The organism is Qipengyuania sp. L-5Y (genome assembly GCF_056859455.1).
This window is the reverse complement of record NZ_JBSXOM010000031.1, coordinates 302,749-315,871: the sequence shown is the minus strand read 5'-3', so window position 1 is coordinate 315,871 and position 13,123 is coordinate 302,749. Positions and strand designations below refer to the sequence as shown.

Annotated in this window: 10 protein-coding genes; 7 read left to right on the top strand and 3 right to left on the bottom strand. The window is 62.9% G+C overall.

The window, feature by feature from the left end; genetic code table 11:
- Positions 1-14 precede the first annotated feature (14 nt).
- From AC13F2_RS12400 to AC13F2_RS12370, 7 genes are all read left to right on the top strand, one after another.
- Positions 15-362: an SH3 domain-containing protein gene (locus AC13F2_RS12400; protein WP_103022572.1), complete on the top strand. Its 348-nt coding sequence runs from the start codon at positions 15-17 to the stop codon at positions 360-362.
- Positions 359-1,297, top strand: a complete 939-nt coding sequence (gene argC, locus AC13F2_RS12395; RefSeq protein WP_482965371.1) for an N-acetyl-gamma-glutamyl-phosphate reductase — start codon at positions 359-361, stop codon at positions 1,295-1,297. Before AC13F2_RS12400 ends, argC begins: the two co-directional genes overlap by 4 nt.
- Positions 1,298-1,507: 210 nt before the next feature.
- On the top strand, positions 1,508-1,846 hold the full coding sequence (locus AC13F2_RS12390) for a P-II family nitrogen regulator (RefSeq protein ID WP_103022570.1): 339 nt from the start codon (positions 1,508-1,510) through the stop codon (positions 1,844-1,846).
- Between the two features lie 52 nt (positions 1,847-1,898).
- Positions 1,899-3,308 (top strand): type I glutamate--ammonia ligase, encoded by a 1,410-nt coding sequence (gene glnA / locus AC13F2_RS12385; RefSeq protein ID WP_103022569.1) that lies wholly within the window; start codon positions 1,899-1,901, stop codon positions 3,306-3,308.
- Positions 3,309-3,442: 134 nt separating this feature from the next.
- Positions 3,443-4,021, top strand: coding sequence for a lysozyme (locus AC13F2_RS12380; protein WP_482965370.1), 579 nt, complete (start codon positions 3,443-3,445; stop codon positions 4,019-4,021).
- Positions 4,022-4,110: 89 nt separating this feature from the next.
- Positions 4,111-5,196, top strand: coding sequence for a hypothetical protein (locus AC13F2_RS12375; protein ID WP_482965369.1), 1,086 nt, complete (start codon positions 4,111-4,113; stop codon positions 5,194-5,196).
- A gap of 11 nt (positions 5,197-5,207) precedes the next feature.
- Entirely contained in the window at positions 5,208-5,774 is a 567-nt protein-coding gene (locus AC13F2_RS12370) for a fasciclin domain-containing protein (protein ID WP_482965368.1), read from the top strand.
- Positions 5,775-5,783: 9 nt separating this feature from the next.
- Here AC13F2_RS12370 and AC13F2_RS12365 read toward each other — a convergent pair whose 3' ends face one another.
- The 3 genes from AC13F2_RS12365 to AC13F2_RS12355 are packed head-to-tail and all read right to left on the bottom strand — an operon-like array spanning position 5,784 to position 12,977.
- Positions 5,784-9,995, bottom strand: a complete 4,212-nt coding sequence (locus AC13F2_RS12365; protein WP_482965367.1) for a translocation/assembly module TamB domain-containing protein — start codon at positions 9,993-9,995, stop codon at positions 5,784-5,786.
- Complete coding sequence (locus tag AC13F2_RS12360) at positions 9,995-12,220, bottom strand: autotransporter assembly complex protein TamA (protein ID WP_482965366.1); 2,226 nt, start codon at positions 12,218-12,220, stop codon at positions 9,995-9,997. Before AC13F2_RS12360 ends, AC13F2_RS12365 begins: the two co-directional genes overlap by 1 nt.
- Positions 12,135-12,977: an arginyltransferase gene (locus AC13F2_RS12355; protein ID WP_103022735.1), complete on the bottom strand. Its 843-nt coding sequence runs from the start codon at positions 12,975-12,977 to the stop codon at positions 12,135-12,137. The genes AC13F2_RS12360 and AC13F2_RS12355 overlap by 86 nt, the downstream gene beginning before the upstream one ends.
- Positions 12,978-13,123 lie beyond the last annotated feature (146 nt).

Sequence of the window (13,123 nt, the reverse complement as noted above, 5' to 3'; positions counted from 1 at the left end):
ATTCTGCCCTCAGCGTGACTGCTCAAGCCAGCTACTCTCTTCCCGAAGGTATCGTCGGACTTACCGGTCCGGTGGAAAAGCCCGCGCCCGGCACTCTGCCGTTGCGCGGCGATCTCGCGCATATTGCCTTGGCGAAACATTATCTGGCCGCCCATTATGTCATCCCCCAGCTCCGCAATATCGGAGATGCGCCCGCACCGCTGATGCTCGCCATGCGCGACGATGCCGAAGTGGGCGCTACGCTGGATGCCGGACAGGAAGTCGAGGTGCTGGACTGCGCGGGCGACTGGGCGTGGGTGGCGTGCGGGCCGGAAGGGCCGAGCGGATATATCCGGCTGGGCATGCTGGCTGCGAGCGAGTGACACATAAAATCTTCATCGACGGGGCTGCAGGCACGACCGGCCTCGAGATTGCCGACCGGCTGTCCGAGCGCAGCGAGTTCGAACTGCTGAGGCTGGACGATGCGAAGCGCAAGGACCCTGCCGCGCGGCGCGAAGCGCTGAACGAAGCGGATATCGCCATCCTGTGCCTGCCCGACGATGCGGCGCGCGAAGCGGTTGAAATGATTGACACTTCCGGCGGCACGAGAGTGATCGATGCATCCAGCACGCACCGCACGAGCGAGGGCTGGTGCTATGGTTTTCCCGAGCTGATCGGCAGCGAGCGGGTGGCCGATGCGCGGCGGGTGAGCAACCCCGGATGCTACCCCACAGGCTTCCTCGCGCTGGTCGCGCCGCTGGTGCGTGCGGGGCTGTTGCCAGCCGACTGGCCGTACACGGTCAACGCCGTGAGCGGATATTCCGGCGGCGGAAGCATGCTAATCAAACGTATGATCGAGGAGCCGAACATAGCGTTTCGGACATATGCGCTCGATCTGGCGCACAAACACCTGCCGGAAATGCAGGCGCATGCCGAACTGGAACACCCCGTGCTGTTCGCACCGTCGGTCGTCCCGGCCTATCGCGGCATGATCGTCGAGGTGCCGCTGCACCTCGGTGCCATGGACGGCGAGCGTCATGCGGACGACCTGCGAACGGCCCTGGCCGAATTCTACGCGGGATCGGACGTCGTCACGGTTCATGATGCCACCCCGGTGAGCGAGCTCCTGCTCGACACCGATGCCGCACCGTCCGACGGGCTGGAACTGTTCGTGTTCGGAAACGAAGGCGGATGGAATGCACGACTGATCGCCCGGCTCGACAATCTGGGCAAAGGCGCGAGCGGTGCAGCCGTGCAGAACCTCAATCTGATGTGCGGCCTGCCAGAGACCGCCGGCCTCATCCTGCCCAAAAATTAGGCAAGTCGTGACTGCCGTGTAAGCAGCACTCTGCGTTCCTATCGAGGCAGTTGCGCCGATTGCGCACCAATCATCGCAAAAATTGCGCCAACTCAGTTTGGCGCGCATCGATTCTTCGGTTAGGCCCCTCCGCCAAGGCCTTGGCACGATTCTTGGAAAGAAACGCGCGAAGGGTGGAGCGACACCATTCCTCAGGGGTTCGGAGACGACGTGAAAAAGATCGAAGCGATCATCAAGCCATTCAAGCTCGACGAGGTGAAGGAAGCCCTGCACGAAATCGGTGTGTCGGGAATCACCGTGACCGAGGCTAAAGGCTTCGGGCGGCAGAAAGGCCATACCGAGCTGTATCGCGGCGCCGAATACGTCGTCGATTTCCTACCCAAGGTGAAGCTGGAGGTCGTGGTGGCAGACGGCATCGCGGACCGCACGGTGGAAGCCATCGCCGCCGCCGCCCAGACGGGCCGCATCGGCGACGGCAAGATTTTCATTTCGTCGATCGAAGGCGCCCTGCGCATCCGCACAGGCGAGCGCGACGACGACGCAATCTGAGTTAGCGCGGGAAAACCCGCAGGAATTTTCAGTTCAAACGGAGGCAATACCAATGGCAAGTGCAAGCGACGTCCTGAAACAGATCAAGGACGAAAGCATCGAGTGGGTCGATCTGCGCTTCACCGATCCCAAGGGCAAGTGGCAGCACCTGACGATGGTGGCCGGGATCCTGACCGAAGACGAACTCGATGACGGCCTGATGTTCGACGGATCGTCGATCGCCGGTTGGAAGGTCATTAACGAAAGCGACATGATCCTGAAGCCCGACCTGGAACGGGTTTATATCGATCCGTTCAGCGCCGAGCCGATGATGATCCTGTTCTGCGACATCGTCGAACCTTCGACGGGCGAATGGTATGCGCGCGACCCGCGCACGACCGCCAAGCGCGCCGAAGCCTTCCTGAAGTCGACGGGCATCGGCGACACGATCTATGTCGGTCCCGAAGCCGAGTTCTTCATGTTCGACGATGTGCGTTTCGAAGACGGTTATGCCGGTTCGGGATATGCGATCGACGACATCGAACTGCCAACCAACAGCGGCAAGGAATACGAAAGCGGCAACATGGCGCACCGCCCCCGCGCCAAGGGCGGATATTTCCCCGTTGCCCCGGTCGACAGCGCCGTCGACATCCGCGGCGAAATGGTTTCGACCATGATCGAAATGGGATTGAACTGCGACAAGCACCACCACGAAGTGGCCGCGGCGCAGCACGAACTGGGCCTGACCTTCGGCACGCTGGTCGAAACCGCCGACAACATGCAGATCTACAAGTATGTCGTGCATCAGGTAGCCCACATCTACGGCAAGACCGCGACCTTCATGCCCAAGCCGATCAAAGCGGATAACGGCAGCGGCATGCACACGCACATGTCGATCTGGGACGACGGCAAGCCGACCTTCGCCGGCAACCAGTACGGCGGCCTGAGCGAAAACTGCCTTTATTACATCGGCGGCGTCATCAAGCATGCCAAGGCCCTGAACGCCTTCACCAACCCGACGACCAACAGCTACAAGCGGCTGGTCCCCGGCTTCGAAGCACCGGTTCTGCTGGCCTATTCGGCGCGCAACCGTTCCGCTTCGTGCCGCATCCCCTACGGTGCGGGCGACAAGGCGAAGCGCGTGGAATTCCGTTTCCCCGACGCCATGGCCAACCCCTACCTTGCCTATGCTGCCTTGCTGATGGCCGGTCTCGACGGGATCCAGAACAAGATCCACCCAGGCGAAGCCATGGACAAGAACCTGTACGACCTGCCGCCTGCAGAGCTGGCCGAGGTCCCGACGGTTTGCGGATCGCTGCGCGAAGCACTGGAAGCACTGGAAGCCGATCACGAGTTCCTGCTGAAGGGCGACGTCTTCACCAAGGACCAGATCGAGGCCTATACCGAACTGAAGTGGGAAGAAGTCCTGCGCGTCGACACGACGCCCTGCCCCGCCGAATTCGACATGTATTACAGCGCCTGATCGGCCCTGTTATTTCACCGAGGAAAGGCCGTCCGGGCGACCGGGCGGCCTTTTTCGCGCGCCCGGTGAAAAACCATTTTCCTACACGCCCATTCGATGCCTAATCAGGTTGCCTCGTTTTCATGGAGGCCCTGATGAACCGCAAACCCCTGTTCGACATCGTGAGAAACCTGCTTGGCCGGGGCCTGCGCCAATCGGAGGTCGACACGCTGGACAAGGCGATCGACACGATGACCGACGTGGCCGGGGCATCGCGTGAGGTCAGCCCGGCAGGCATACGCCTGATTCAGGAGTTCGAAGGCTGCGCGCGCGTGCGGGGCGACGGCATGGTCGAGGCCTATCCCGATCCCGGCAGCGGCGGCGATCCGTGGACGATCGGATGGGGGGCAACGGGACCCGGTATCGGCCCCGGCACGGTGTGGACCCGGGAGGAATGCGACCGGCGCCTTGCTGCCGATATCGAGCGCCATGCCCGCGATGTGGTGCAGGCCATTGGCGATGCGCCGACCAGCCAGGCGCAATTCGATGCGCTGGTGAGCTTCCATTACAACACCGGCGCGATTGCCCGTTCGACACTGCTCAAACGGCACCTGGCGGGCGATCATGCAGACGCGGCTAAAGAATTCCACCGTTGGGTTTACGCGGCCGGGCGAGTGCTGAAAGGCCTGATCCGCCGCCGGCGCGCCGAGGCTGCGCTTTATGGGGCAGCTTGAAAACCGCAGAGTTCTGCCAATTCTTGCGCGTAGGTTAACCGGAACCGGAAGCCTCCATCCCCCGTTAGCCCCGCAAAGGAGTTCTAATGATGCGTATCCTGTTAGCAGGAGCAGCCGCGATCGCCTTGGTGGCAAGTGGCGCCTATGCCCAACCGGGCAAGAACGGAGACAATGGCAACGGCCCGGGTAACGGCAAGGGCAATAGTGCCGCCAAGGTCGAGCGTGGTCCGCCGGATCGTGGCCCCAAGCGTACCGGCAACGGCAACAGGGATGCCAGGCCTGATAAACGCATGGCCCAGCAGCCCGACAGACGAGATGCCCGCCAGAATGTCCCCCGTGAAATCGAACGCCGGATCAGTCAGCGACCTCAAGAGCGCGCTGTCGAACGTCGGGTGGACCGGCGCGATGACCGCAGGGATCTGTCACAGCGGGCCGAGCGTCGCATCGAGCGATCCGTCGAACGACGCGTGGACCGAAGGGACGGACGCCGCGATGTCCGGCGGGGCGATCGCAACCTTATCAGTTATGTCGATCGCGTGCGGTACGACCAGGACCGGACCTTCCTCGTGCGCGACAGGGACCGGCGAGCGATCGCCGGCTGTCCGCCGGGTCTGGCGAAGAAGTACAATGGCTGCATGCCGCCGGGACAGGCCAAGAAGCGGTACGAAAATTACCGCACCTGGAATGGGTACGATTATCGACCCCGCTTGTTCGGCCTGAAGAATTACAGTTCGGGCCGCTATTATTACGACGACGGCTATCTTCTGCGTCCAGCGAGCGATGGCGGAATAGCTGGATACATCCCCCTGCTGGGAGGAGCGCTGGCAATCGGTAATCAGTGGCCGTCGAGCTATTCGAGTCATTCGGTGCCCGACTATTACGTCGATTATTACGATCTGGGGCCGAGAGATACCTACCGCTATGCCGACAATGTCATTTACCGGGTGAACCCGAGCGATTCAGCGATCCAGTCGGTGGTTGCCCTGCTGACCGGTGACGATTTCTCCATCGGTGAGCCGATGCCAGCGGGTTATGACGTCTATAACGTGCCCTACCCGTATCGGGATCGGTACGCCGACAGTGACGACGCGTGGTATCGATATTCGGATGGCTATGTCTATCAGATCGACCCGCAGACCCAGTTGATTTCCGCCGCCATCGACCTGCTGGTCTGAAGGGACAGAACATGACCGACGCATGGAAAAGCGGCCTTGCCGCAATCGCTCTCGTCTCCCTTCCCCTGGTTGCAGCATGCAGCGAAACGGAAGAACACACTTCCCAAGGCGCCACGCGGGACGATGGAACCCTTACGCTGGCGGCCGCTCTGGGGGCCGAGAAGGATCTCGATATCGTGCGCGAGGCGATGGACGAATCCGAACTGTCCGGCGTTCTCGACGGCCCGGCCAGCTACACGATTCTGGCGCCCGACGACGCGGCATTCGAAGCCCTGGGCAAGGAAGGCGAAACGCTGCTCGAAGACGAGCAACGCCCGGTTCTGGTGGCGCTATTACGCGACCATCTGTTGCCCGGCCATCTGACGCCGGAATCGATTGGGGAAGCCATCGACCGCAAGGGCGGCCCGGTAACGATGGCCACGCTCGGCGAGACGGATGTCATCTTTTCCCGGGAAGGCGACGGCATCAAGGCGGAGCTGGAAGATGGCGGCAGCGCCAATTTTGCCGGGACGGCGACCGCCACCAACAACGGTGTCGTCATACCGATCAGCCAGGTGCTGATGCCGCCGAAGGACTGACCGCGCGGATCAGTAATCGCGACTGATTTCGGCGACGACGCTTTCGCGCCCGACCGTCGACACGGCAGCGAGTAGCGACAGCCAGCTGGTCACACGGAATTCCACTTCCGTAGCGCTGTAGCCGCGTCCATCCGTGATGATCTCCGCGTAGAAGCGGCGCCCGAAATTCTTGCCCAATGCGACGCCCGTGCCGCGGCCCAGTGCGGGATCGGCGCTGACGATACGCAGGCGATCGAGCCCGATCGCGGAGCGTAACTGGTTGATCGGGTCCATGCCGCCCCCGCCGCGCAGACTGGCCACGGCCGCGCCAAGCTGCAGAGCGTCGGTGGCCGAGAGGCTGGTGACCGAACCGCCGAAGAGCAGGCGGGCCAGCAGTTCCTCTTCCGGCAGGGAAGGGTTGGACGTGAAGGTGATTTCGGGCTGCGTCGCGCTGCCCCTGACGTTCGCTTCGACGTTCAGGCCGTCCCGGTCCGTTTCCGCACGAATGTCGAGCAGGGGATCGATCGGCGCGTCCACATCGAATTCGATCTCGCCGCGGGTCAGTTCGAAGCGGGTTCCGGCAAAGGTGTAGTTGCCGCGAACCACTTCCGCACGCCCGCCGATGCGCGGATCGGACGTATTGCCGCGCAGGACGATGTCCGCAGCCCATTCGCTGTCCAGCCCCATGCCATCGACATCGATGCGGCTGCTTGCCTTGGCATTGATGAGATATTGCCAGGGTCGGCCGGCCGCCACCTGCGGATCGCGGTTGGCGGGCGTATTGATTTCGCGCGTTGCGATTTGCGGGACACGCAGATCGTCGGCCGCCGTGCCCAGCGTCCAGCTGGCCCGGTTGACGCGGACCTTGCCCGCAATCGTACCGCCGAGCCCGTCCGAGACGATCCGCAGCGGTCCGGTGACCGTGGCGCTGAGGCCGCCCGTATCGAGCAGGCGCGCATTCTTGGCCGAGGCGCGCAGATCGATGATCGGCCCGCGGATTTCCAGTACCCTGCCCTGAACCGTCTCGCCCAGGGTCCGCAGATCGACAATGCCGCTGCCGCTGACGCTGCCGCCGTTGACCGCCGTACCGGCAAAGCGCGTGAGCTGCAGGCGCGACCCCTGGAACCGGCCGCGCATGGCGATATCGCGAATGTCGGTGCCCGACAGCGAACTGCGCAATTGCAGGCTGTCGCCCGAGATGGAGCCGCGCACCGTGGGATCGCGCAACGTGCCGGTTGCATTTGCGGCGATGGCGATGGGGCCGGTTATGTCGAACGTGTCGAGAGCGGCGAGCCGCCACAGGCTTTCCGCCGCGCCGCGATAGCGTAACTGGCCCGACAGGCGGCCTGCGCGCAGCCGTTCGATAAGGATACCCTGCTGCGGCAGGCCGGTGATCCGCGCCTGCACGCGCCCGCGCTGGATATCCTCGTTCTGCAACAGGGCACGCGCCTGAAGATCGCTCTCGGTCAGTTCCGCCACCAGCGAGACGTTCACCGGGCGGGAGGTCAGGACGAGGCCGGAGCGCGTCAGCCCTTCGATCTTCACCTTGGCTTCGCCTACCGGCACCATGTCGGCACCGGTGCGATAATGGACCGTGCCCGAAATCGTCCCGCCAAGGCCGGTATCGGCTTTCGCGACATCGATGAGGGAGAGCGGCATGCGGGCGAGCTTGAAATCGAAATCGAGATCCCTGCCGCCGAAATCGCCGGACACGATCATCCCGCCATCGCCATAGGAGAATTGCGTCGGTGCGAGGCGCCAGCCCCCGCCGTCCAGACTTGTGAGCACGGCGCGGCGCGGCATGGAAATGCGGCGACCGGCAAACCGACCCTGTGCGGCGAGCGCGATGCGATCGGGCCGGATGGTCGCATTCGCATCCAGCACGAAGCGCCCGCTGCGCCTGCCCGAGAGCGAGGCATCCACTCGGCCGACGCCGTTCTCGACCTCGCCGCGGGCTGCAAGCTGGGAAATGAACAGCGTGCCGTAAGACAATCCGGCTGCCGTACCCGAGCCGGAAAAGCTCGTATTGCCATCGCGAATAAGACCCGTCGCATCGATATCCGCGCGGGTGATGCGCAAGGGCGTATCGCCGCCGAAGCGCGCATTGCGGGCTTGCAGGTCGACCTGGAGGCCCTGTCCGCCGCCGCGCGGCGTCAGCGCCACGGTTCCGTCGAGACCGCCACCGGTGAAAGCGAGCGTGCCGTCCGCGCCGCCGTCTACCAGCGCGATGGCGCCGGTGACACTGGTATCGGACACGCGCATGGTCTCGATCGCGATGCGGGTCGGACCGCCGGACGGTGCGATAAGGCCAAGCTGGCCGGCAAAGGGTCCGAGCACCGAATTGCCTTCGGTATCGATGGCAAAACCCTCGTCTGACGGGGCTATCGCCACGCGGACATTGTCGAGCCCGGTCGCAGGCCGTGCGAAAACCAGCGCGGCGCTCGGCCCGGCGTCGCTGAGGCTGGCTTCTACGGTGAAGGGGCCGAAATCGGTATGCGTGCCCTCCCCTGCAAGCTGGGTAGTCCCGTCCCGAACGCTGCCATCGAGCGCCATCTGCACCTTGCTTGCATCAATACGCAGACGGTTGAAATCAAGCGGGGCATTGCCGCCCACCGCCACCCCGCCGCGCACGCGGATGGGTGTGCCGGCGAGGTTGGCCAGCGTCGCGTTGGTAACAGGGGCAATGCGCGCATCGAGATCGGCCGAGAGACGCCACGGCGCTTGCGGTGCGAGGGCAAGCCGGATGACCGCGGTCCCGTTCAACGTGCCGACATTGTCGAGGGGCAGCCGTTCTGCGCGGATCGGCCCGCGAATCTGATATCGTCCCGCGGACAGGTCACCGCGAAGAGCCAGATTGGCCGAGGTGCCGGGGAACACAAGACGCAGATCATCCGACAGAAGGGTCGGCCCGCTCAGCACAAGCGTGCCGCGCCCGGTGCCGTTCACCAGGCGCGGATCGAGCATGGCATTGCCGCTCGTCACCCGTGAAACCGCAAGCCCCAGGGGCAGCGTCCACCGTGTGCCATCGTACCGGGCAGTGCCCTGCTGCCGGAGGCCAGCCAACTTCGTACCGCCGATGTCGACTTCGCCCACCGTCAGATCGTGGCGGATCGCGAGATCCGAAAAGGCCCCGTCGACCGTCGCATCGATCCGCCCGTTGCGCAGGGCGATACCTTCGCCGAGCAGGGCCGGGTCGCGCACGGAAGCGGCGAGTTCGATATTTTCCGCCCTGTTGTCCGCGAGGTCGAGCAGGCCATTGGCATCCAGGATCAATCCACGCCCGGCCATCATCACACGGCCATCGAAGCGGCGCTGGTCTATCGCGATGTCCGCTTTAAGCGCGACATCATCGCCCAGCGCACGCGCGGGGATGCCGCTGAGGAAATCCGACGGATCGAACTTTCCAAGGAGGCCCGAACGTCCCGATGCATTGGTAATGCGCATCGCCGCGATGCGAGCGTCCTCGCTACGGACCAGCAGGCTGCCGGACCATTGCGACCATGTGCCATCCCCGCGAATGCGTGCGGTATAGGGGGCTTCGAGACCGGCCATGGCTGTGATCGGACCATCTGCCGATGCATCGACATCCAGGGACAGGTCGAAGGTATCGCCGTCCGGTTCGGCATCCAGCAGCAGCGCGAGCCGGTCCCGTTCGCCCAGACGGCCATCGATATCGACCATGAGGCGACTGTCGGTAACATCGGCACTGCCGGTGATATCGACCCGCTGCGGGCGGTTGCCGGCGATACCGGGAGCAAGGGTCAGATTGTCTATTTCGAGCCGGTCGATCGAGATATCGAACCCGGGGAGTACGGGATTGTCTTCTTCGCTTGGCAAGAATTCCGGAGTGCGCGCGAGAGTAGCCCGGCGAGCGGCGAAGCTGTCGATTTCCAGCCGGTTGGAAAGCCAGCCCCCCGGATTCCAGTCGATTTCGGCGCGAGGTATGGTGAGAAAGACGCCCTTGGGATCGGACAGGCGCACATCGTGAAGGACTGCTGCCCCATAGAGATTACCCTCTATTCGTCCGATCCGGATGTTGAGGCCATTGGGGAAAGTGCGTTCCGCAATGCGGCTGGCGATGAAGCGTTCACCAAGAGGCGTGTTGAGAACGACAAGCGCCCCAACGACCAGAAGTACGAAAGCGGCCGCAATGCCGAGGAGCCACTTGCCAACGCGCCCAACGCGAAGGCGGCGCCGGGCAGGACGCTCCTCGATGTCTGCGGCCGGTTGTTCGGTGGCCATCAGAAAGCCTGACCCAGCGAAATGTAGACTCCGACGGGCGAATCTTCTGGTTCGGGGTTTAGCGGAATGCCCACATCGAGCCGGATCGGGCCGAAACCGGTGGTGTATCGCACACCTACGCCGGCGCCGAACTTGATGAAGCGGAAGTCGGGCACTGTGTCGATTGAGACGCTACCGGCATCGATAAAGGGCACGACAGAGAGCGCGCCGTCGAACAGACCGGTGCCGACACGCGCTTCCAGGGATGCTTCGACGAGGCTGCGCCCGCCCGTCGGTTCGAGCAGATCGTTCTTCGGTCCGATCGCCTGGAAACCATAGCCACGGACAGAACCGCCGCCACCTGCGTAAAGCCTGCGTGACGGTGCAATGCCAGCCAGTTCGGCACCCTGAATGCTGGCAAATCGTGCGCGAGCGGCGATCACCGTCCTCTGGCCTACGGACTGATAGAAGGACGCGTCCGCCTGGTTCCTCAGATAATAATATTGCTGGCCGCCCGTGCGGGAGGTTTCCGGACCGAGGAACCCGGTCAGGCGAAAGCCACGCGTTGGATCGAGGAGTGAATCGCTGGTGTCGATGGTGGCCCTGCCAAAAAGCGAGGCGATGAAATAGGTCTGACGGGGGCGCGGAATGCCGCCAATCACCCGGTTGCGTTCATCGGTCGCGAGGATTTCCATGCCGATGCCCCAAGCCAGCGGCTTCTGGAACAACAGGGTGGATGTGCGTTCGTATGTGCCGGTCAGCGCCACCGTGTCGGCATCGTAAGCAATGGTGTCGATACTCGATGCATAGACGTCCGCGGTAAGAACCTTGTCCCTGCCACCCAGATTGTTCCTGCGGAAGGTTACACCGGCGAGCTGTTCGCGCGTTCCGATAATCCCGCGCAGTCGCAGAGAACCTTCAGGCGGGAACAGGTTGCGATGTTCCCAGCTTGCCTGAAGCCGGATACCTTCTTCCGAACCGTAGCCGACAGCGCCCGATATGGTGCGCAGTTTGGCCCGCTCCATCGTGACATCCATGGCGACCACACCGGGCTCGTCCCCACGGGGAGGCACGACTTCGCGCGCCTGCACATCGACGGTGGAGACAAGGCTGGTAGCCGTAATTGCACGGCGCAGGTCGAGTTCGATACTGCGCTTGTACACATCCCCCGGGTCGAAACGGGCGATCGTGGCAAGGTGGCGGCCGGAAAGGAATTCCTCGTCGTTGCTGACCACATCCCCGAACACATACTTGCCCTTGGGCCGCACATGCATGGTCAGGTCGCCCTGCACCCGTTCGTGATCGATCAGCAGTTCGGGTTCGTCGATCTCGGCAAAGGCGTATCCGGTTTCGCCCAATGCCCGATCGAGGTTGAAACGCTGCGTGACGATCGTGTCCGACTGGAGATAGTCGCCAACCTTGATATCGAAAGACTGACGCAGAGTTCCGGCATCTACTGCCGTGTCGAGATCGCCGAGATCGATCGAACCATATGTATATCGTGCACCCGGAATGACATCGAACCGCACGCGAGGGCGCCGATCCGCCGAATCCTCTCCGGCCCGGCGGGTACCGATCGTGCGGATGACCTCGCCTTCGTAATAGCCATAGACCCGCAGCAGCGTTTCGAGGAGTTCTTCGTCCTTTCGGGCCCGGGCAGCAAGCTGCGCGACATTTTCGTCGCCATCGCCCAGTTCCTCGATGGTTGAAAGAGCTTCGAACCTGTCGACGAAATCCTCGCGCTCGCTGAAGGGTGGCTCCTTCTGCGGGAATCCGAGCACCAGCGAGCCCGACAGTTCCTCGACATCGGTTTCGTCGAATGCCAGCCGCGGTGCATCGTCGAGCAACTGAACGAATTCGATATCCTCTTCCGGCTCGAGCGGAACCAGCGGATCGAGATCGACATCTTCCGGCCAGGCGATCGACATGTCGGGAGCCTCGGAAATCGGAGTTTCCGCATCGAGCTGCGACCCTGCCTCGGCTTGCGAGATGACCTGCTCGTCCGTGCCCTGCTGCGCCCAGTCATCGGGGCTTTCGACGGCGCTGTCCGGTATGAGTTCGTCGAGCGAAGAGGAGGCAGGACTATCCTGCGCGGTCAAGGGGGTGGCGCCCGCCAGCGCGATCGCTGCCAGACAGGTTCCGATAACGGACCGCGCAATATCAGTCGGTAATGCGATATTCCGCTGCGAGCCCGTCCTTTGCGGGGAGAGCTTCTTCGCGGCGCCGGCCCCGTGGAGCGGTTGCATTGGCGATAAGTCGCTTCTGCTCCCTTTCTGGCATGCGTTCCCATCCACCGCGGGTAAGGCGTTCGAGCGGCCGATAACGGACTTTGTACTGCATCCGCTCTGCCCCTTCGACCCAATAGCCGAGATAGACATAGGGCAGGTCTCGTTCCGCCGCTCTGCGGATGTGGTCGAGAATGATGTAGTTCCCAAGCCCGGCGCGTCCCTCGTGGTCAGGATCGTAGAAGCTGTAGATCATCGACAGCCCGTCACCCTGATAATCCGTGAGGCAAGCTCCGACCAAGCGCCCCTGCTCGGCACCGATCCCCGGCTCACGATATTCGATCACATAGCTAGATACGCTGGTGTGTTCCACCATATCTGCGAAATCGGTTTCTTCCATCTGCGTCATCCCGCCACCGGGGTGGCGGGCAGCGAGATATTTCTGCAGCAATTCAAACTGTTCCGCGGTGGCCCATGGGCGGCATTCCGTGGCGATCAGATCGTCATGGGCTTTCAGCGTGCGCTTCTGTGTCGACGATGGCTGGAATTCATCCGCCACGACACGCACCGACACGCAAGCCTGGCAGTCGAGACAGGATGGGCGATAGGCGACCGTCTGACTGCGGCGAAAACCGATGCGGCCGAGCGCTTCGTTCAGTTCGTCGGCATTGTCGCCGCGCAGTTCGGTGAACACCTTGCGTTCGCTCTTGCCCGGCAGATACGGACACGGCGCAGGGCTGGTCACGAAAAAGCGCGGGAAGCGAATCGGTGCGGTCACTTTCGGCTGCATCCTTTCAGAGGTTAAGAAATCCTTACCTGTTAGACGCATCAATGCCAGACGCGATCCAGCGTTAAAACCCTCTTAACCATGAAAAGCACAGGCCATCCGTCGAATTACTCGAAACGGGCGCCAAAATCGCATGC